The organism is Nakamurella endophytica, assembly GCF_014646215.1.
GTDB lineage: Bacteria > Actinomycetota > Actinomycetes > Mycobacteriales > Nakamurellaceae > Nakamurella > Nakamurella endophytica.
Genome location: NZ_BMNA01000011.1, coordinates 62,300 through 83,440 on the forward strand (window position 1 = coordinate 62,300; position 21,141 = coordinate 83,440).

Below are 21,141 nucleotides of genomic sequence, written 5' to 3' on the forward strand. Positions count from 1 at the left end.
GCAGGTGGCGCGATGGCGGCAGGGCGTCCGGAGGGACCGGGCCGGTGGACCGGCACGACCCGTGGGCCGGGCTCCGGTGCCGCATCACATCACGGAACTCCATCCTACCGCCGGTCGCGGCCGGGGGTGGCGTCCCGGCACCGGGCGCGCCGCTCCGCCCCCCGAAGCGGTCCGGCCGGCCGGTCCGCGCGGGACCGGCCGGCCGGACGTGATGCGCGCCGCAGCGCGGGGCCCTCAGCTCACGCCGAGAGTCGGGATCTGTGCCTGCGCGTTCGAGGCGAACCCGTAGCGGCCGATGCCGCCGCCGTTCTGCTCCACGAGCGCCAGCACCGTGGCCAGCCGGCCGGTGGCGGTGTCGACGTTGTCGACGGTGGAGACCGCCGCGGACTGCGCGGTGTCGGACCGGATGACGCCGACCGCCCCGGTTCCCTGGTCGCTGCCCTGCCGCCCGGCGACGACCACGCCGCCGGCCGCGGACTTGAGCTGGGTGGCCATCGCCGCGATGGCGCCCGCCTTGTCGGCCTCGCTGCCGCCGGTGGCCGCGCCGCCGGTCACCACGACGACCAGCCGGCCCGGCGTCACGGATCCGCTGGCCTGCAGGAAGCCGCCGCTGGCCAACGCCGACAGGGCCGCCGTCGCCTGGTCGGCCTTGACCGTGGTCTTGCCGCTCTTGTCGGTCAGCAGCACGGACGCCAGCAGGGCACCGCCGGTCGCACCGGCGCTGGGCGTGTCCGGCAACTGGGCGCCGGTGGGCAGCACCCGGGCGGCCAGCGTCCGCAGGTCCGCTGCGTGCGCGGGGTCGGCGAACTGGTCGGTCACCTGCACCTGCGCGGTGACCTTGGCACCGGCCCGGCTCAGCAGCGACAGCACGGCGTCGCGGTCGCCGGGATCCGCGTCGGCGGTGGTGACCACCACCACCGAGGCGTTCGGCAGGGTGCCGCGGACGGCGAGGTTGCCGACGGCGCCGGCGAACTTGTCGTCGCCGCCGACCCGCCCGGACAGCGCCGTGTTCTGCGCTGCCAGCTGGTCCTTCTCCGCGGTGAGCGACGTCTTGTCCGTCTGCAGTCCGGCCAGGATCGGCGAGGAGACCTTGGTGGCGCCGAGCACGATGCCCAGCGCCAGCGCGAGGAACACCGCCGCCAGCGAGACGATGTGGTACCGCATCGAGATCACGAGAACAGCCCCCTGACCCAGTCGACGGCGTCGTTCCACCACTGCCGGGCCAGGTCGGCGTACGTGCCCGAGACGTCGGAGAGCAGCAGCGCCGCGACGATGGCGGCGACCGCCGCCAGCACCAGCAGCAGGACCACCCACCACGAGATCCGGGCCTTGTACAGCCGGGCCACGGCCGGCGCCTCGACGATCTTGTTCGAGACCCGCATGCGGACCAGGAAGGTCGACGCCGCGCCGCCGCGCCCGCGGTCGAGCAGGTCGGTCAGCGTGGCGTGCATGCCGGCGGTGACGATCAGCGCGGCGTCGCTGGCGTCGGCCAGCAGCAGCGCCAGGTCCTCCGCGCTGCCGGTCGCCGGGAAGGTGACCGCACCGAGGCCGAGGTCTTGCAGGGTCTGCAGGCCCGGGGCGTGCCCGTCGATGTCGGCCGGGATGACGACCTCGCCGCCCTTGCGCAGGGTGTCGGGGTCGATGAGCGCCGGGTTGCCGATGATGACGTGCGGGCGGTGCCCGGCCTCGCGCAGCGCGTCCGCCCCGCCCTCGACGCCGATGAGCACAGGGCGGTAGTCGGAGATGTACTTGCGCAGCGCCTTGAGCTCCGCCCGGGTGTCGGCCGACGCGGCGACGATCAGCACCTGCCGGCCGGCCATCCGGGTGGACAGCTCGGGGATACCGACGCCGTCCAGCAGCAGCGTGCGCTCGCGCTTCATGTACTCGATGGCGTTCGCGGCGAACGCCTCGAGCTGCGCGGCCATGCCGGCCTTGGCCTCGATCAGCAGGTCCGCGACGGACTCCTGCGTCTGCTCGTAGCCCTCGGCGACTTGCTCCTCGCCGACGTAGAGGGTGCCGCCGTCGAGCCGGACCCGGCTGCCGTCCTTGATCCGCGTGAAGATCTTCTCGCCGACCTCGTCGACCAGGATGATGCCCGCGTCGAGCAGGATCTCCGGCCCGAGGTTCGGATAGCGCCCGGTGATCGACGGCGCGGCGTTGACCACGGCCGTCACGCCGGCCTTGACGAACGCGTCGGCGGTGGCGCGGTCGATGTCCGGGTGGTCGACGACGACGATGTCCCCGTCCCCGACCCGTCCGAAGAGGGCGTCACTGCGACGAGAGACCCGAGCGGTGCCTGTGACGCCAGGCAACGTCCGGGACTGCCGTGACAGAAGTTTCATGCGCCGATGGTCGCAGCAGGGCCGGGTGGATACCGGGAGGTGCCGCGGTGACACGCGGAACACCTCCGTGCGGGCAGCGTCACCGCCGACCGGCCAGGCCTCGCCGTGACCGCCGGCGACGACTGGGCGCGCGACAGCTCGGGCTCTCGCGCATCCGGGGCGTTGCCGACCCGATGCCGTCCCCGGCCAACGGTCGGCGGGCCGGGCAGGGTCGTCCGGCGGCCGGTCGTCCGGTCGGCCGGTCGGCCGCCCGCCTCAGGCGGTGCGTCGGGTCCGCGCCCGGGCCGGGCGGCGCGCGGCACCCGCGCCCAAGCCGTTCCCGCCACTGTCCGTCGCGGCGGTCGCGTCCGGCGAGCCGGCCACCGCACCGCCCGTCGACCCGGACGTCGTGCCGGCCGTCGACCCGGACGTCGTGCCGGCCGCGGCGGCCAGCAGGTCCTCGGCGTGGGCGCGGGCGGTCTCGGTGTCCGTGCCGCCGAGCATCCGGGCGAGCTCGGTGACGCGGTCGGCACCGGCGACCGGATGCACGGAGGAGGTGCCCACGGCGCCACCGGCGCCCGCGTCGACGACGACGTGGCGGTCCGCGAAGGCGGCCACCTGCGCCAGGTGGGTCACCACGATCACCTGGTGGCTGCGCGACAGCAGTGCCAGCCGGCGGCCGATCTCCGTGGCGGCGCGGCCGCCGACGCCGGCGTCGACCTCGTCGAACACCAGGGTGGACACCGGGTCGGCGTCCGCGAGCACCACCTCCAGGGCCAGCATCACGCGGGACAGCTCGCCGCCCGACGCGCCGCGGGCGATCGGCAGCGGCGGGGCTCCGGCGTGCGCCACCATCACCACCTCGACGACGTCCACGCCGTCCGCCCCGGCGCCCACCCAGCGGCCGTCGACCTCGAGGGCGTCGTCGGCGCCGGGCTGCCCCGGCCGGTCCTGCACCCGGACCTCGAGGGTGGCCCGACCCATCGCCAGGTGCGCCAGCTCTGCGGTCGCCCGGTCCGCCAGGGTGCGTGCCGCGGCGGTACGTGCGGCGGTCAACCGGGCCGCGGCCGCGACGGTACGCCGGGCGGTGTCCGCGACGAGCTCGCGCGCCCGTTCCACGGCCGTCTCCGAGTTGTCGAGCCCGGCCAGCTCCTGCTCGGCCTCCGCCTGCCACTGCAGCACGGCCGCGACGTCCGCCCCGTACCGCCGGGTCAGTGCCCGGAGCTCGGCCTGGCGACCGAGCAGCTGCTCCAGCCGGGCCGGGTCCGCGTCGAGGTCGGCCAGGTACCCGGCGAGTTCGGCGGCCGCGTCGGTCAGCACGGCCGAGGTCGCGTGGAGCCGCGTCCCGAGTTCGGCCAGTCGCGGGTCGCCGGCGCCGTCGAGTCCCTTCCGGGCCGCCTCGACGAGCGCGACGGCGCTGGCCGCCTCGCCCAGGTCGTCGCCGACCAGCCCGTCGTGGGCCAGGGTCGCGGCGACGCGGAGGCCGTCGGCGTTGTCCAGCCTGCGGATCTCCCCCACCAGCTGCTCGTCCTCGCCGGGCGCGGGCGCCACCGCGGCGATCTCGTCCAGTCCCATGCGCAGCAGCTGCTCGCGTTGCGCCCGCTCCCGGCTGCTGCCCAGCCGCTCGGCGAGTGCCGCGACCGCCGCGGTCCACTCAGCCCGGGCCGCACGGTAGGTCTCCAGCAACCCGGCCGTGCCGGCGAACCGGTCCAGCAGCGCCCGCTGCTGACCCGGGCGCAGCAGCGCGATGGCCTCGGACTGGCCGTGCACCGCGACCAGCTGCTCGGTCAGATCGGTCAGGGCGGCGAGCGGGACGGCGCGGCCGCCGAGGTGGGCCCGGGACCGGCCGTCGGCACCGACCGACCGGACCAGGATCACCGAACCGTCCAGGTCGAGCCGGCCGCCGGCCTCCTCGACGAGGGAGACCGGCGGTGTCCCGGGGGTCAACGCCACCCGCGCCTCCACGACCGCCCGGTCGGCGCCCGCACGGACCCGGGACGAGTCGGCCCGGCCGCCGGCCACCAGCCCGAGTGCGGTCACCACCATGGTCTTGCCGGCTCCCGTCTCACCGGTGACGACGGTGAAGCCGGCGTGGGGCTCGATGGTGGCGTCCTCGATGACCCCGAGTCCGGTCAGGCGCAGCTCGGTCAGCACGCCTGCCACGCTAGCGACGGCGACCGACGACGGGGGTGCGCCATGCACGGGACGGCCGATCTCCGGGTCGGCGACCCTCGGCGGCCGTCGCGGATCTGCACCGGCGCTCGCGGCGCACGAGCGCCGCACGGTCAGTGGCGCTGGTCCCGCCAGCCGTGCACGGGCAGCGAGAACTTGCGCACCAGCCGGTCGGTGAACGGCTGGTCGCCGAGCCGGACCAGCAGGACCGGCATCTCGCCGCGGGTGATGTGCACCCGGGCACCGGGCTCCAGGGGGTGCATCCGCCGCCCGTCGCACGCGACGATCGCCCCGTGGCCGGCGGGGTCGACGTGCACGGTGACCGTCGAGTCGGGCGAGACCACCATCGGGCGGGCGAACAGCGCGTGCGCGTTCGACGGCACGACCAGCAGCGCCTCGACGTCCGGCCAGATGATCGGGCCACCGGCCGAGAAGGTGTACGCGGTGGAGCCGGTCGGCGTGGAGCACAGCACGCCGTCGCAGCCGAACGCCGAGACGCCGCGCCCGTCCACCTCGACCACCACGTCGAGGATCCGCTCGCGGGTGGCCTTCTCGACGCTGACCTCGTTCAGCGCCCAGCCGCGGTGGATGATGCGGCCGCCCTGCTCGACCGTCGCGTCCACCGTCATCCGGACCGTGACCCCTTCCGGGGCGGCGTAGTCACGCTCGACGATGGCCTCGAGCGCCTCGTCCAGGCGGTCGACGTCGGCCTCGGCCAGGAATCCGACGCGGCCCAGGTTGATCCCGAGCACGGGGACGCAGTAGGGCCGGGCCGCCTCCGCGGCGCGCAGCAGCGTGCCGTCGCCGCCGACGGCCAGCACCAGCTCCACGTCCTCGGCGGTGGTCGCGGTGTGCGCGAGGATGCCCAACTCGGCGCTCTCCTGCTCGAGGCCCACCAGGTCGATGCCGGCGCCGGTCAGGGTGTGCGCCACCGTGTCGGTGACCTCGGCGATGTCCGCCCGGCCGGTGTGGGCGACCAGCAACACCTTGCGGCTCATCGGGGTCCCTTTCGCACGGCCTCGGCGACCAGTTCGGCGGTGCGTGCGTCGTCGACCGGGACGTCGGCGCGGAACCGGGCGAAGAACTCGACGTTGCCACTCGGGCCGGGCAGCGGCGACGCCACCACGCCGGCGGTCCCCCACCCCAGGTCGGCCGCGGCCCGGCACACCGCGGTGACGGTCTCGGCCCGCTGCTGCGGATCGCGCACCACGCCGCCGGTACCGAGCCGCTCGCGACCGATCTCGAACTGGGGCTTGACCATCGGCAGCACGTCCGCGCCGGGTGCCGTCACGGCGAACAGGGCGGGCAGCACCAGCCGCAGCGAGATGAACGACAGATCGGCCACGACGAGGCCGACCGGGTCGCCGACGACGGCCGGGTCGAGAGTGCGAACGTTGGTGCGCTCCAGCACCTGGACGCGGGGATCGGTGCGCAGCCGCCACAGCAGGTGGCCGTAGCCGACGTCGACGGCGACGACACCGGACGCGCCGCGGCGCAGCAGCACGTCGGTGAACCCGCCGGTCGACGCACCGGCGTCCAGGCACCGGCGACCCGCGACCGCGACGTCGGGGAAGGCGTCGAGCGCGCCGATCAGCTTGTGGGCACCGCGGGAGGCCCAGTCCTCGTCGGCGATGTCCGCGGCGACCAGGACGGGCGCACCCGGTTCGACGCCGGTGGCCGCCTTGGTGGCGGTCCGGCCGTGCACTGACACGCGGCCGGCGTCGATCAGCTCGACCGCCTGCTCACGGGAGCGGGCGAGGCCGCGACGAACCAGTTCGGCGTCCAGCCGGGACCGGCGCACGCGGTCACCGCCTCCCCGGGGACCCGGCCGGCCGCACACCACCGGCGGCCGGACCGCCGTCGGCGGTGGCGGCCAGGGTCCGGGACAGCGCATCGTGGATCTCGGAGTAGACGGCGACGTGCTCGGACAGGTCCCGGTCGTCGAGCCCGGCCAGTGCTGCGTCGACGCCGGCCAGCGGATCCGCGGCCGCCGGGACCACGGTCGGCGCCGCGGGGGTGCGGGTCGTCCCGTCCTCGTCCACACCGCACCCCTCTCGACCGGCCGTCGCTCGCACCGGTGCCGGTCCCAACGCTACCGAGTGCGGCAGCGGCCCGACCACGACGCCCCGCGCGGCCGGGCGGTCGGGTTCAGTCCAGGTCCCAGCGCCGCAGCACCGGTTCGGCCGCCGAGCTGCCGGCGCGGACCGCGGTCGCACCGGACTCCCAGGCCGCGACCGTCAGCGCGCCGAGAGCGCGCAGCGCGTCGACGTCGGGGTCCGGATGGGGCTCGCGGTCACCGCGGTCCAGCACCAGCGTCGAGCCGTCGAGCGTCACGGCCCAACCGTCGGCCGGCGCAGCGCCGTCCAGCGCCACGGCACGGTCGGGGTCGAGCAGGCCGCGCAGGTCCAGTGCCACGGAGCTGGGCCGTTGCGCGGGCCCGGCGGCCAGCAGGCCGGCGGCCGTGCAGACGCCGGTCAGGACCAGCAGGCTCGGCATCCCCGCCGCGACACCGGCCTCGATGTCGGTGTCGAGGCGGTCGCCGACGACCAGCGGCCGGCTGCCGTCGACCCGCCGCACCGCCTCGTCGAGCAGCGGACGTGCGGGTTTGCCCGCCACCCGGGGGCGCAACCCGGTCGCCGCCATCAGGGCCTGCACCATGGCGCCGTTGCCGGGCAGCAGCCCGCGGTCGGTGGGCAGCGTGCTGTCGACGTTGCAGGCCACCCAGTCCGCACCCGCGCGCAGGGCGATGCAGGCCTCCGCGAGGTTCCGCCACCCGGTGTCCGGGGAGTGGCCCTGCACGACGGCCACCGGCTCGTCCGCGACCAGTCGGACGGGGGTCAGCCCGACGGCAGCGACCGAATCGGCCAGGAACGGCGCCCCGACCACGAGCACCTTGGCGCCCGCAGGGTGCGTCTCGGCGAGCATGGTGGCGGCCGCCTGCGGCGACGTCAGGACGTCCTCCGCCGTGGCCGCGATGCCCATGCCCGTCAGCGATGCGGCGACGTCGGCCGGCGACCGCGACGCGTTGTTCGTCACGTACATCGGGTGCGAGCCAGCCCGGGCCGCGCGGTCGAGGGCCTCGGGCGCGTGCTCGATGACCTGGCCGCCGAGGTACACGGTGCCGTCGAGGTCGAGCAGCAGCACGTCGTGCCGCTCGGCGAGCGACCGGCCGTCCTCGGTTGCGGGCGTCCTGGGCGAGGTGTCCGCGGTCACGCCCGCGGCCCGTCACTGAACAGCGGTCCGACGCCGGCGTCGGTCGTGGGATCGTCCGACGGCCCGCTCACTGCGTCCGTGTCCCTGCTCACGTCCTGGTCCTCGTCCTCGTCGGGGTCCTCGTCGAGGTCCTCTTCGTCGTCGTCGTCGAGGTCGTCGTCGACGAGATCCTGGTCGCTTGCCTCGTCGTCGAGATCGTCACCGTCCAGATCGTCACCGTCCAGATCGTCATCCTCGACACCGGACAGGTCCGCGTCAGGCTCTCCGTCAGCGCCCGGGCGATCCCGATCGACCCGGCCGCCCAGGCCGACGGAGTCCTCGGCATCCGCGGTGCCGGTGCCCGTGCCGGCGACTTCCGCGGCGTCGGTGCCCGTGTCGGTGTCCGTGGCCACACCCCAGGACACGAGGGGTGGCTCGCCACCCGCGGCCGCGTCCGGCGAGACGTCGGTCTCGTCGGACGATCCCTCGGCCAAGGCGGTCAGCCGCTCGCCGGCGTCGGTCTCCTCCTCGACGTCGCTCTCGGCGGCGCGCAGGAACCACTCGACAGCCTGGTCCCGACGCCCGGTCCGCTCCAGCAGGTCGGCGTAGGCGTAGTAGGTCCGGGCGCTGTACGGCTGCGGCGGTGCCGTCTGGAAGCCGGTGGCCCGCAGGCTCGCCAGCGCTGCTTCGAGCTGCCCCATGTCGGCGCGCGCTCCGGCGACCACGATGGCCAGTTCGGCTGTCGCGGCGTCGTCGAGCTGGGCGGCCTCCGCGGACCGGGAGATCTCCACGGCGCGCTCGGGATTGCCCAGGGCCCGTTCGCAGTCCGCCAGGACGGCGACGTGTCCGGCGCCGCCCCCGAGACGCCGGGCGGCGCGCAGCTCGCCGATGGCATCGCTCCACTCCCCTGCCCGGTAGGCCACCAGGCCGGCGGTCTCGCGGACGACGGCGATGCGGGCTCCCTTGGAGCGGGCGGCACGCGCGTGCGCCCAGGCCAGTTCGGGCTCCTCGTCCGCGAGGACACCCGCTGCCACCAGGTGCTCGGCGACGAATGCCGCATTCTCCTTGGACAGGCTCCGCAGGTCGCGACGGACATCGAGGTCGAGGTCGGCGAGGTCGACCCAGTCGGGGATGTCCGGCCAGCGCTCGCCGATCTCGGTCTCCCGGACCCGGGAGCCGCGCTCGACCTCGCGCCGTCCGGCGCCGGTCGGCGCGGGTCGGTCCGGCCGGCCGAAGCGTCCGGCGTCGCGGTCGCGGCCGAACCGGTCACCGCGGTCGCCGGACGGACGACGCCCGTCCCGGTCGCCGGCGCCACGCGCGGCACGGTCGCCGTGGGGACGCCGCTCACCCGACCGGTCCGGGGCTGCGCCGCGGTGGCCGGTTCCGTCGGCCTCGGCGCCGCCCACGCGGGCCGGGTCGTCCGCCGTTCCGGCACGCTCGCCGGAGGAACCGGAGGCAGTGTCGGGGGCATCGACCGCCGGGGCCGGAGCCGCCGGCGCGTCGGCGCCGGAGCGCCCGGTGCTGCTGGTGGACGCGGCGCCCGCGTCCGTCGGGCCGCCGACCGGTTCGACGGCGACGGCGCGCGCCGGGCGGTCGTCCCGGTTCGCGCCACGCGCGTCGGAGCGGCGCTCGCGGTCCTGCCACGGCGCGGATCGGGGCGCGTCGCGGTCACGACCGGCCGGGCGGCGGTCGTCCCGACCCGGATCCGCGGGACGTCGCGCACCGCGGTCGCCCGCGTCCCAGGGGTCCCGACGCGGGCGGTCGGCGGACCGGTCGGTCGGGCGGTCGTCGAAGCGGCGCGGCCGGTCGTCGCGCTCGCCGAAGCGGCGCGGCCGGTCGTCGCGCTCGCCGAAGCGCCGTGGCAGGTCGTCGCGACTGGTGAAGCCGCGCGGCCGGTCGTCGCGACTGGTGAAGCCGCGCGGCCGGTCGTCCCGGTCGTCGGTGCGGCGCGGGCGGTCCATGCCGGTCCGTCGGGTGGCCGAGCCGTTCGCCTCGCGGTCGAAGCGGCGGGGTCGGTCGTCGTCGAGCCCCCGGCGTCCGCGGTCGTCGGAGTCGCGCCGCGGCCGGTCCGTACGGTCACCGAAGCCCGGCCGTGCTCCCGGACCGGCGTCGGACCGGCCCCAGGCACGGTCCGCGCCTGGGCGCCGTTCCGTCCGGTCGGCGCCGTACGGACGCTCGCCACGATCGCGCCCGTAGGGCCGGTCCGCCCGGTCCCGGGCGCCGTACGGCCGATCCGTCCTGTCGCGCGGTGCAGCGGGACGGTCGTCGTCCCGCGGCCGGTACGGGCGGTCGGTGCGCTCGGTCCAGGGCCGCGGCGGGCGGGCGCCCGCACCGGGACGACGCTCCTCGTCCCGAGGCCGCCCTTGCCGATCACCCGCGGACCGGTCCCTCGGTCCCCCGGCTGTCGACGGCCGGTCCCGCTGCCACGTGTCACGGTCGGGACGGTCCCGCCAGGGTCGGGGGCGCTTGGCGGAGCCGGCGTCCCTTCCACCGCGCGTTGCGTCGTCACGCTCCCGGCGTGGCCGATCGGGGTGATCGCCGACACCGCCGGCGTACCCGCGGTCGTCCCGGCGCCACGGCCGCTCGCCCTGACCACCGCGGTCGGCGGCGCCGCGCGGGGTACGGCCCGCTCCGCCGCCCCATCGCTGGCCGTCCGTACCGGCCTGCCGACCCCGGCCGCTCCGGTCGTCGTCACGCCCACGACCCGGACGGTCGTCACCGCTGTCGAACCGGCGCGGTGCCCGCCCGGCCCACGAGCCGCGGGGAGCGTCACCACTCGAAGGACGACCACCGGCACCCTCGTCCCGTCGGTCGCGGTATCCGGCACCCCGCTCGCCCGCCGAGCCCGCACGGTTTCCATCCGACGGTCGCCGCAGACCCGGTGCGCGGCCGGTGCCGAAACGGTCCCCACGATCCCCGTCCGCAGTCCTTCCCCGGCCGCGGTCCGCGGAGCGATCATCGGCCGAGCGCCAGCGCTCTCCACGCGCGTCGGATCCCTGACCGCGACCTTCCCGCCGGTCGCCCGCCGGGAAGGACCGCGGTGGGCGGCCCCAACCCGTGGGCCCCGAATTGCGGGAGTCGCCCGTCCGGTCGCCGCGACGCGGAGGATCCGAGAAGGAACGCATGGAAAGTCCTTTCGTGGACGGGACCGATGGTCCGCGTCTCAGTGCGATCCGGGCGCGTCCGCGCCGGCGACCGGCGGCAGCGTCCGGCACAGGAACTCGACGGCCACCCGGTACCCGAAGATCCCGAGCCCGACGATGACCCCCGTCGCCGCGGAGGACAGGTAGGAGTGGTGCCGGAACGCTTCGCGACGGTGGACGTTGCTCAGGTGCACCTCCACCATGGGGAGTTCCACGGCGAGCACGGCGTCGCGCAGCGAGATCGATGTGTGCGACAACCCGCCGGCATTGAGCACCAGGCCGGCGGCGTCGCCGCGGGCCCGGTGGATCCGGTCGATGAGCGCGCCCTCGTGGTTGCTCTGGAAGAACTCCACCGTGCGCCCGAAGCGCTCGGCGACGTCCCGGCAGGACAGCTCGGCGTCCGCCAGGGTCGCATTGCCGTAGGTGCCCGGCTCCCGGCTCCCGAGCAGGTTCAGATTGGGACCGTTCAGTACGACGATCGCCGACGATTGCGTCACGTGACACCTCCTGAGCTCTCGGGACAGCCGTCCGTCACAGCCCGATCCCGACCGGCGGTGAACGCACAAAAGCCACGAGGAGGTCACCTGCGATCGCTCGCAGATGACCTCCTCGCGGAAAGATTGTCCGGCGGCGACCTACTCTCCCACACGGTGGCCCGTGCAGTACCATCGGCGCTGAAAGGCTTAGCTTCCGGGTTCGGAATGGGACCGGGCGTTTCCCTTTCGCTATGACCGCCGTAACTCTATGAAATTAGGGGATCCCTGGATGGGATCGGACCCGTATCTCCAGAACCGCACAGTGGACGCGTAGCATTTTTGTGGTAAGTCCTCGGCCTATTAGTACCGGTCAGCTGCACACGTTACCGTGCTTCCACTTCCGGCCTATCAACCCGGTGGTCTAACCGGGAGCCTTACCCCACGAAGGGTGGGAGTCCTCATCTTGGAACGAGCTTCCCGCTTAGATGCTTTCAGCGGTTATCCCTTCCGAACGTAGCCAACCAGCCGTGCTCCTGGTGGAACAACTGGCACACCAGAGGTTCGTCCGTCCCGGTCCTCTCGTACTAGGGACAGCCTTCCTCAAGACTCCTGCGCGCGCGGCGGATAGGGACCGAACTGTCTCACGACGTTCTAAACCCAGCTCGCGTGCCGCTTTAATGGGCGAACAGCCCAACCCTTGGGACCTACTCCAGCCCCAGGATGCGACGAGCCGACATCGAGGTGCCAAACCATGCCGTCGATATGGACTCTTGGGCAAGATCAGCCTGTTATCCCCGGGGTACCTTTTATCCGTTGAGCGACGTCGCTTCCACAAGCTGACGCCGGATCACTAGTCCCGACTTTCGTCCCTGCTCGAGATGTCCCTCTCACAGTCAAGCTCCCTTGTGCACTTACACTCGAAACCTGATTGCCAACCAGGCTGAGGGAACCTTTGGGCGCCTCCGTTACTCTTTGGGAGGCAACCGCCCCAGTTAAACTACCCACCAGGCACTGTCCCTGATCCAGATCATGGACCTAAGTTAGACATCCAGTACGACCAGAGTGGTATTTCAACGTTGACTCCAGGAATACTGGCGTATCCCCTTCACAGTCTCCCACCTATCCTACACAAGCCGAACCGAACACCAATACCAAGCTATAGTAAAGGTCCCGGGGTCTTTCCGTCCTGCCGCGCGTAACGAGCATCTTTACTCGTAGTGCAATTTCGCCGAGCCTATGGTTGAGACAGTAGAGAAGTCGTTACGCCATTCGTGCAGGTCGGAACTTACCCGACAAGGAATTTCGCTACCTTAGGATGGTTATAGTTACCACCGCCGTTTACTGGGGCTTAAATTCTCAGCTTCGCTCCCGAAGGAACTAACCGGTCCTCTTAACCTTCCAGCACCGGGCAGGCGTCAGTCCATATACGTCGTCTTGCGACTTTGCATGGACCTGTGTTTTTAGTAAACAGTCGCTTCTCCCTGGTCTCTGCGACCAAAACGTGCTAGCCCGCGAGGGGCTTCACACACCTCGGTCCCCCTTCTCCCGAAGTTACGGGGGCATTTTGCCGAGTTCCTTAACCATAGTTCGCTCGATCACCTTGGTATTCTCTACCTGACCACCTGTGTCGGTTTGGGGTACGGGCCGCTCAGAGCTCGCTAGAGGCTTTTCTCGACAGCATAGGATCACTCTACTTCGCCTCAATCGGCTATGCGTCAGGTCTCAGATCAACATCGCGGCGGATTTGCCTACCACGACTACCTACACCCTTACACCAGTATTACCACTGACTGGCGGAGCTACCTTCCTGTGTCACCCCATCGCTTGACTACTACCGGATCGGGTCGCGCGCTCCCCGACCATCTCCCGAAGGATCCGGCCGGTTCGGGCGCTTAGCATCACCGGGTTCGTCATGGGCGCTCTTTCGCGGGTACGGGAATATCAACCCGTTGTCCATCGACTACGCCTGTCGGCCTCGCCTTAGGTCCCGACTCACCCTGGGCGGATTAACCTGGCCCAGGAACCCTTGGTCATTCGGTGGAGGAGGTTCTCACTCCTCATTCGCTACTCATGCCTGCATTCTCACTCGTGTGGCGTCCACGGCTGGGTTACCCCGCCGCTTCACTCGCCACACGACGCTCCCCTACCCATCCAGACGACTGGACCCAAAGGGCCGATCACTGTCTGAATGCCGCGGTTTCGGCGGTGTGCTTGAGCCCCGCTATATTGTCGGCGCGGAACCACTTGACCAGTGAGCTATTACGCACTCTTTAAAGGGTGGCTGCTTCTAAGCCAACCTCCTGGTTGTCTGGGCGACTCCACATCCTTTCCCACTTAGCACACGCTTAGGGGCCTTAACCGGCGATCTGGGCTGTTTCCCTTTCGACTATGAAGCTTAGCCCCCACAGTCTCACTGCCGCGCTCTCACTCACCGGCATTCGGAGTTTGGTTGATTTCGGTAAGCTTGTGGGCCCCCTAGACCATCCAGTGCTCTACCTCCGGTGAGAAACACGCGACGCTGCACCTATATGCATTTCGGGGAGAACCAGCTATCACGAAGTTTGATTGGCCTTTCACCCCTACCCACAGCTCATCCCCCAGGTTTTCAACCCTGGTGGGTTCGGACCTCCACGACGTCTTACCGTCGCTTCATCCTGGCCATGGGTAGATCACTTCGCTTCGGGTCTAGAGCATGCGACTCAATCGCCCTGTTCGGACTCGCTTTCGCTACGGCTTCCCCACACGGGTTAACCTTGCCACATACCACTAACTCGCAGGCTCATTCTTCAAAAGGCACGCCGTCACAGCCCGAAAGCCGCTCCGACGGATTGTAAGCACACGGTTTCAGGAACTATTTCACTCCCCTCCCGGGGTGCTTTTCACCTTTCCCTCACGGTACTTGTCCGCTATCGGTCACCAGGTAGTATTTAGGCTTAGCGGGTGGTCCCGCCAGATTCACAGCGAATTTCACGGGCTCGCTGCTACTTGGGATCCCACTGGGGAGATCACGTGTTTTCGTCTACGGGGGTGTCACCCTCTGTGCCTGGTTTTTCCAATGCCATTCGACTAACACGAGATTTTCTTACTCCCTGGCTGCTCGGCAGAACAGCCTCAATGGTCCCACGACCCCGATCGCGCAACGCCTGCCGGCTATCACGCGCGATCGGTTTAGCCTCTTCCGCTTTCGCTCGCCACTACTAACGGAATCGCGGTTGCTTTCTCTTCCTGTGGGTACTGAGATGTTTCACTTCCCCACGTTCCCTCCACTCGCCCTATGTGTTCAGGCGAGGGTGACAGGACATGACTCCTGCCGGGTTTCCCCATTCGGACATCCTCGGATCTCAGCTCGGTTGGCAGCTCCCCGAGGCTTATCGCAGCCTCCTACGTCCTTCATCGGCTCCTGGTGCCTAGGCATCCACCGTGTGCTCTTAATAACTTAGCCACAAAGATGCTCGCGTCCACTGTGCAGTTCTCAAGGTACGGGCGTATCCGATTCCCGATCCACCGCGTACCGGCAAGAAGCCGGCCGTCCGGTGGGGAATCGGCCCGGTAGAAGGAACATCCGTTCCCTCAGGACCCAACAGCGTACCTACGGTAGGCCACGTGACCGGCGCTCGTTCCGACCCGAAGGTCGTACTGGGCGCGCCTGCCCCGCGGCATACCGAACTGGTCAGTGTTCCACCCATGAGCTCCACCGCAGGACGTTCGCCTGCGCAGTGGGCCTGGACCGTGCTGCCGTGGCAGCAGGCCAGATGCTCCTTAGAAAGGAGGTGATCCAGCCGCACCTTCCGGTACGGCTACCTTGTTACGACTTCGTCCCAATCGCCGATCCCACCTTCGACGGCTCCCTCCACAAGGGTTGGGCCACCGGCTTCGGGTGTTACCGACTTTCGTGACGTGACGGGCGGTGTGTACAAGGCCCGGGAACGTATTCACCGCAGCGTTGCTGATCTGCGATTACTAGCGACTCCGACTTCATGGGGTCGAGTTGCAGACCCCAATCCGAACTGAGACCGGCTTTTTGGGATTCGCTCCACCTTACGGTTTCGCAGCCCTTTGTACCGGCCATTGTAGCATGCGTGAAGCCCAAGACATAAGGGGCATGATGATTTGACGTCATCCCCACCTTCCTCCGAGTTGACCCCGGCAGTCTCTTATGAGTCCCCGCCATGACGCGCTGGCAACATAAGACAAGGGTTGCGCTCGTTGCGGGACTTAACCCAACATCTCACGACACGAGCTGACGACAACCATGCACCACCTGTGCACAGACCTTGCGGGGGAACCATCTCTGGAACTTTCCTGTGCATGTCAAGCCTTGGTAAGGTTCTTCGCGTTGCATCGAATTAATCCGCATGCTCCGCCGCTTGTGCGGGCCCCCGTCAATTCCTTTGAGTTTTAGCCTTGCGGCCGTACTCCCCAGGCGGGGCGCTTAATGCGTTAGCTGCGGCACGGAGGTCGTGGAAGGACCCCCACACCTAGCGCCCAACGTTTACGGCGTGGACTACCAGGGTATCTAATCCTGTTTGCTCCCCACGCTTTCGCTCCTCAGCGTCAGTATCGGCCCAGAGACCCGCCTTCGCCACCGGTGTTCCTCCTGATATCTGCGCATTTCACCGCTACACCAGGAATTCCAGTCTCCCCTACCGAACTCTAGTCTGCCCGTATCGAATGCAGGCCCGGGGTTGAGCCCCGGGTTTTCACATTCGACGCGACAGACCGCCTACGAGCTCTTTACGCCCAATAATTCCGGACAACGCTTGCACCCTACGTATTACCGCGGCTGCTGGCACGTAGTTGGCCGGTGCTTCTTCTGCAGGTACCGTCTTGATTCGTTCCTGCTGAAAGAGGTTTACAACCCGAAGGCCGTCGTCCCTCACGCGGCGTCGCTGCGTCAGGCTTTCGCCCATTGCGCAATATTCCCCACTGCTGCCTCCCGTAGGAGTCTGGGCCGTGTCTCAGTCCCAGTGTGGCCGGTCGCCCTCTCAGGCCGGCTACCCGTCGTCGCCTTGGTAGGCCGTTACCCCACCAACAAGCTGATAGGCCGCGGGCCCATCCCTAGCCGAAAAACTTTGGACCGTCCAGGATGCCCTGATCGGTCGTCATCCGGTATTAGCACCTCTTTCGAGGAGTTATCCCAGAGCTAGGGGCAGGTTGCCCACGTGTTACTCACCCGTTCGCCACTCGAGTACCCGCAAGCGGGCCTTTCCGTTCGACTTGCATGTGTTAAGCACGCCGCCAGCGTTCGTCCTGAGCCAGGATCAAACTCTCCATTGAATGTCTATTGATCGCAGGTGACCACGAAGTGGGCGCCCGGTGATCGACTATGGAGATGGGCGCACGAGGCACCCGATCGCTGGTCCATATGAGCTGGTCTGCTCGTTATGTACCAAAGGAATCTCATCCCCGACCACGGCGGACCGCGGACGGATAGACGAGGTGATAAATCAGTTGGCACTGACTTTCGGTACGCTGTTGAGTTCTCAAGGAGCGGACGCGCACCGTCCCAAGTCCTTCGACCTGTTCTGGGGCAACCCGATCTACGTTACCCGGTCCAGTTCGCGGTGTCAAACCGCCTGCCCCGGTGTCCCTGCCGACTGTACCGGCTCGGAGTCGGGCCTCGGGAGGCCTGGCATCCGGGGACTGCTCCTCGCTGATCCGAAGATCGCCCTGGAGCAAGCCCGAGAGACGCTAGCCGGTCCAGTTCGCGGTGTCAAACCGCCTGACCCGGTGTCCCTGCCGACTGTACCGGCTCGGGACTCGACCCTCGGGGGTCGGGATCCTGTGGGATCCTCTCCAGCAGGTCGGCCAGGCGGGCCTGTCGGCCCTGTCCTGCCCGGTTCCCCGCGGCAACAGCAAAGTTACGGACGTGCGTCCGGAGTGTCAAATGCGCAGGTGGGCATGCTGTCTCGGGCGCATCGCCGCAGGTGGGGGCCCGTGCACACAGTGCGCCGCGCGGCGCCGCGGGCCGACCACTCTCCGGTGACCTGGGTCACGGGCGGTGACCGGGGATCCGGGCGGGTGGTCGGTGTATGGCACCGCGTCGACCGGGGCAGCAGTCCGACCCGCCACCGGGGCTTCGTGCCGCCGCGGTCGCCGACTTGACCCGGACCGGAACGGCCTGCGGCGACCGGCGCGGCCGCGGTCGGTACACCGTCGGCCCGGTGCGGAAGTCCCCCGGTGCACGGACGCCCGCAGAGCAGGGGCTGGTGCCTGTGCGTGCCCGTACGGTCACAACCGCCGGACACCGACGCCGGCGCGAACTCCTACGCCGGAACGGTGCCCGTCGCGTCAGTCGGTGGGCCGACGGTGCGGCACGACCCCGGTCAGCCGGCGGAGATCTCGACCCCGGCGACGTGCCGCTTGCCGCGACGGACGACCAGGTACCGGCCGTGCAGCAGCTCGGCGTCGCCCGGGACCTCGTCCGGGTCGGTCATCCGGCGGTTGTTCAGGTACGCGCCGCCCTCGGCGACGGTGCGACGCGCCTCGGAGTTGGACGCGGCCAGTCCCGACTCGCGCAGCAGTGCAACGACAGTGGGCGACGGATCGCTCACCCGGTGCAGTCCGGTCTCCTCGAGTGCCGCCCGGAGCGTCGCCGCGTCGACGGCGGCGAGGTCGTCCTGCCCGAACAGCGCCCGGCTCGCCCGGATGACCGCGTCCGTCGCCGGGCGCCCGTGCACCAGTGCCGTCACGTCGGCGGCGAGCGCGCGCTGCGCCGCCCGGGCCTGCGGCCGCTCGACGGTGGCCCGTTCGAGCTCGGCGATCTCCTCGGCGGACCGCTCGGTGAACGCCTTGAGCAGCAGGACCACGGAGGCGTCCTCGACGTTGATCCAGTACTGGTAGAAGGCGTACGGGCTGGTCATGTCGGCCGACAGCCACACGGCGTTGCCCTCGGACTTGCCGAACTTGACCCCCGCGGAGTCGGTGATCAGCGGCGTCGCGAGCACGTGCACGCCCGCTCCCTCGACCCTGCGGATCAGGTCGACGCCGGCGGTGAGATTGCCCCACTGGTCCTGACCGCCGGTCTGCAGCGTGCAGCCGTACTCGCGGTACAGGTGCAAGAAGTCCAGCGCCTGCAGGATCTGGTAGCTGAACTCGGTGTAGCTGATCCCTTCCTCGCTGCTCAGCCGCGCCGCCACCGCCTCCTTGCGGAGCATGGCGTTGACCCGGAAGTGCTTGCCGATGTCGCGCAGGAAGTCCAGCGCGCTGATCGGCGCCGTCCAGTCGAGGTTGTCGACCAGCAGGGCCGGGTTCTCCCCCTCGAACTCCAGGAACGGCCGCACCTGCGCACGGATGCGGTCGACCCAGTCCGCCGTCTGCTCCCGGGTCTTCAGCACCCGCTCGGCCGTCGGGCGCGGGTCCCCGATGAGCCCGGTCGAGCCCCCCACCAGGCAGATCACCCGGTGGCCCGCGCGCTGCATCCACCGCAGCACGATCAGCTGCACCAGGTTCCCGAAGTGCAGGCTGGGCGCGGTCGGGTCGAACCCGCAGTAGACGGTGACCGGTCCCGAGGCCAGCGCCGCCGCCAGCGCCTCCTCGTCCGTGGTCAGCGCGACCAACCCGCGCCACCGCAGCTCCTCGAGCACCGACGGCACGCCGGCCCGGTCGGCGGTGCGGGAGGGGGCGGTGGTGGTCACCCCTCCATCCTCCCATCGCCGACGGCGTCCAGGGGCTCGCGGAGCCCCGGCGCGGCACGGGTCACACCGGCCGGCGGACGGCGCTGGGCACGGGTGCCCGCGCGGTAGGCGGTCACCGTCGGATCACCGTCCACCCAGAACCGCCAGGGCCGGTCGGCGGCCGCGGACACGCCCACCCGAGGGCCCGACCGGACCGCCGTCGCGGGTACCCCGGGCAGCAGCCGGACGGCGGAGTCGGCCGCGCACAGGTCGGCACCGTCGGCACCGGCATCCAGTCCCAGCACGGTGGTCAGCGCCGCCGGCCCGCGGGCCAGTGCGCCGGCGGTCACCGCGGTCCGGCGTCGCGCCGCCCGCCGGGCTGCGGCGACGTCCGCGCCGGCCACCACCCGGCCGGCGCGCAGCAGCACCGCGCTCGCCTCGCCGTCCCACCCGGTCACCACGTTCACGCACCAGTGCATGCCGTAGACGAAGTATAGGTACAGGTGACCCGCGGGGCCGAACATGACGGCCGTCCGCCGGGTGCGGCCGCGGAAGGCGTGCGAGGCCGGGTCGTCGGCCCCGCGGTAGGCCTCCACCTCGGTCAGCCGGACCGCGACGGCCGCACCGGCGTCCGGACCGCCGGCCACCAGCACCCGGCCGAGCAGGTCCGGTGCCACGTCCAGCGGGTCCCGGGCGAAGAAGGAGCGGGGCAGCGCCGGTCCCGCCACCTCGCCGGCGTCCGGCGGCTCCCCCGTTCGCGCCACGGGCGTCACCGGCCCAGGCACCACGCCCGGTCCGCCGCGACCTGCGAGCGCAGCAGCGCCAGCTGCTCGGCCACCCGGACCGGGGCCGTGCCGCCCACCCCGTCCCGGGACGCCAGCGACCCCGCCACCGTCAGCACCGACCGCACCTGCGGGGTGAGCGCCGGGTGGATCCGGGCCAGCTCGACGTCCGACAGCTGGTCCAGCTCGCGACCGCCGGCCTCGGCCACCGCGACGCAGGCACCGGCGGCCTCGTGCGCGACCCGGAACGGGACCCCTTGGCGTACCAACCATTCCGCGACATCCGTGGCGAGGGAGTACCCCGCGGGCGCCATGTCGGCCAGCCGAGCGGTGTCGAAGGTCAGGGTGGCGGTCATGCCGGTCACCGCGGGCAGCAGCACCTCCAGCTGGGACAGCGAGTCGATCAAGGGCTCCTTGTCCTCCTGCAGGTCGCGGTTGTAGGCCAGCGGCAGCCCCTTGAGCGTGGCCAGCAGACCCGCGAGGTTGCCGATCAACCGGCCCGACTTGCCCCTGGCCAGCTCCGCGATGTCCGGGTTCTTCTTCTGCGGCATGATCGACGACCCGGTGGAGAAGGCGTCGTCGAGACGGGCGTAGCCGAACTCCGCCGTGGTGAAGACGACGACCTCCTCGGCCCAGCGGGACAGGTCCACCGCCAGCATCGCGAGCACGAAGGCCAGTTCGGCGGCGAAGTCGCGGGCGGCGGTGCCGTCGATCGAGTTGGCGACCGGCCGGTCCAGGCCGAGCTCCTTGGCGATGAACTGCGGGTCCAGACCCAGCGACGACCCGGCGAGTGCGCCGGACCCGTAGGGCGAGACGGCCGCTCGGCGCTCCCAGTCCCGGATGCGGTCCACGTCCCGGGCCAGCGCCTGGGCGTGGGCGGCCAGGTGGTGCGCGAGCAGGACCGGCTGGGCGTGCTGGAAGTGGGTCCGGCCGGGCATCGCGGCCCCCGGGTGCGCGTCGGCCTGGTCGAGCAGCGCCGCCTGCAGGTCGGTGACCAGCACGCCGACCCGGCGCGCGTGGTCCCGCAGGTACATCCGGTACAGCGTGGCCACCTGGTCGTTGCGGGACCGGCCCGCCCGCAGCTTTCCGCCGAGCTCGGCGCCGGCACGCTCGATCAGGCCGCGCTCCAGGGCGCTGTGCACGTCCTCGTCCTGCGGCACCGGGGCGAAGGTGCCCTCGCCGACGTCCCGCGCCAGCCGGTCCAGGGCGTCCTGCATCCGCCCGAGCTCGTCGGCGGTCAGCAGGTCCGCGCGGTGCAGCACCTGGGCGTGCGCCCGCGAGGCGGCGAGGTCGTACGGCGCCAGCACCCAGTCGAACTGCGTCGACCGGGACAGCTCGACCATCTCGGGCGCCGGGCCGCTGGCGAACCGGCCGCCCCAGAGCGCGGTGCCGGCGGCCGGGGTCGCACCGGCCGCGTCGGTGGCGCCCGGCGCGGGGAC

Annotated in this window: 12 protein-coding genes and 3 rRNA genes; all 15 read right to left on the reverse strand. The window is 71.0% G+C overall.

What is annotated here, in order from left to right; translation table 11 throughout:
- Positions 1-234: 234 nt before the first annotated feature.
- The 15 genes from IEY37_RS18020 to argH all read right to left on the reverse strand — a co-directional run bounded on the left by IEY37_RS18020 (position 235) and on the right by argH (position 21,045).
- Positions 235-1,164 (reverse strand): copper transporter, encoded by a 930-nt coding sequence (locus tag IEY37_RS18020; RefSeq protein WP_229674618.1) that lies wholly within the window; start codon positions 1,162-1,164, stop codon positions 235-237.
- Positions 1,165-1,169: 5 nt separating this feature from the next.
- The gene (steA, locus tag IEY37_RS18025; protein WP_188944083.1) at positions 1,170-2,342 is read right to left on the reverse strand and encodes a putative cytokinetic ring protein SteA; all 1,173 of its coding nucleotides are present in this window, start codon (positions 2,340-2,342) and stop codon (positions 1,170-1,172) included.
- Positions 2,343-2,597: 255 nt separating this feature from the next.
- The gene (gene recN / locus IEY37_RS18030; protein WP_188944086.1) at positions 2,598-4,475 is read right to left on the reverse strand and encodes a DNA repair protein RecN; all 1,878 of its coding nucleotides are present in this window, start codon (positions 4,473-4,475) and stop codon (positions 2,598-2,600) included.
- Positions 4,476-4,606: 131 nt separating this feature from the next.
- Positions 4,607-5,491, reverse strand: a complete 885-nt coding sequence (locus IEY37_RS18035; RefSeq protein WP_188944088.1) for an NAD kinase — start codon at positions 5,489-5,491, stop codon at positions 4,607-4,609.
- Positions 5,488-6,294: a TlyA family RNA methyltransferase gene (locus IEY37_RS18040; protein ID WP_308426408.1), complete on the reverse strand. Its 807-nt coding sequence runs from the start codon at positions 6,292-6,294 to the stop codon at positions 5,488-5,490. The genes IEY37_RS18035 and IEY37_RS18040 overlap by 4 nt, the downstream gene beginning before the upstream one ends.
- 4 nt (positions 6,295-6,298) lie before the next feature.
- Positions 6,299-6,535, reverse strand: a complete 237-nt coding sequence (locus IEY37_RS18045) for a hypothetical protein (protein ID WP_188944092.1) — start codon at positions 6,533-6,535, stop codon at positions 6,299-6,301.
- A 106-nt stretch (positions 6,536-6,641) separates the two neighbouring features.
- The gene (locus tag IEY37_RS18050) at positions 6,642-7,706 is read right to left on the reverse strand and encodes an HAD-IIA family hydrolase (RefSeq protein WP_188944094.1); all 1,065 of its coding nucleotides are present in this window, start codon (positions 7,704-7,706) and stop codon (positions 6,642-6,644) included.
- A complete protein-coding gene (locus tag IEY37_RS18055) occupies positions 7,703-9,646 on the reverse strand; it encodes a hypothetical protein (protein WP_188944096.1) in 1,944 nt (647 codons plus the stop codon). The genes IEY37_RS18050 and IEY37_RS18055 overlap by 4 nt, the downstream gene beginning before the upstream one ends.
- 1,202 nt (positions 9,647-10,848) lie before the next feature.
- Complete coding sequence (gene aroQ / locus IEY37_RS18060) at positions 10,849-11,325, reverse strand: type II 3-dehydroquinate dehydratase (protein WP_188944098.1); 477 nt, start codon at positions 11,323-11,325, stop codon at positions 10,849-10,851.
- A gap of 125 nt (positions 11,326-11,450) precedes the next feature.
- Positions 11,451-11,567: ribosomal RNA gene (rrf, locus tag IEY37_RS18065) — 5S ribosomal RNA — on the reverse strand.
- Positions 11,568-11,644: 77 nt separating this feature from the next.
- Positions 11,645-14,746: ribosomal RNA gene (locus tag IEY37_RS18070) — 23S ribosomal RNA — on the reverse strand.
- 321 nt (positions 14,747-15,067) lie between these two features.
- Positions 15,068-16,581, reverse strand: a 16S ribosomal RNA gene (locus tag IEY37_RS18075).
- Together the 16S, 23S and 5S rRNA genes form the textbook arrangement of a ribosomal RNA operon.
- A gap of 1,049 nt (positions 16,582-17,630) precedes the next feature.
- On the reverse strand, positions 17,631-18,899 hold the full coding sequence (gene tyrS / locus IEY37_RS18080; protein ID WP_188944159.1) for a tyrosine--tRNA ligase: 1,269 nt from the start codon (positions 18,897-18,899) through the stop codon (positions 17,631-17,633).
- Positions 18,900-18,937: 38 nt separating this feature from the next.
- Positions 18,938-19,684 (reverse strand): DNA-3-methyladenine glycosylase, encoded by a 747-nt coding sequence (locus tag IEY37_RS18085; protein WP_229674611.1) that lies wholly within the window; start codon positions 19,682-19,684, stop codon positions 18,938-18,940.
- 5 nt (positions 19,685-19,689) lie between these two features.
- Positions 19,690-21,045 carry an argininosuccinate lyase gene (gene argH, locus IEY37_RS18090; protein WP_373298389.1) on the reverse strand — a complete coding sequence of 452 codons (1,356 nt, stop codon included), beginning with the start codon at positions 21,043-21,045 and terminating at the stop codon, positions 19,690-19,692.
- Positions 21,046-21,141 lie beyond the last annotated feature (96 nt).

Coding starts and splice junctions, on each gene's coding strand:
- IEY37_RS18020 (WP_229674618.1), bottom strand. CDS start 1,164: ATGCGGTACCACATCGTCTCGCTGGCGGCGGTGTTCCTCGCGCTGGCG.
- steA (WP_188944083.1), bottom strand. CDS start 2,342: ATGAAACTTCTGTCACGGCAGTCCCGGACGTTGCCTGGCGTCACAGGC.
- IEY37_RS18055 (WP_188944096.1), bottom strand. CDS start 9,646: ATGGACCGCCCGCGCCGCACCGACGACCGGGACGACCGGCCGCGCGGC.
- argH (WP_373298389.1), bottom strand. CDS start 21,045: ATGGTCGAGCTGTCCCGGTCGACGCAGTTCGACTGGGTGCTGGCGCCG.
- IEY37_RS18035 (WP_188944088.1), bottom strand. CDS start 5,491: ATGAGCCGCAAGGTGTTGCTGGTCGCCCACACCGGCCGGGCGGACATC.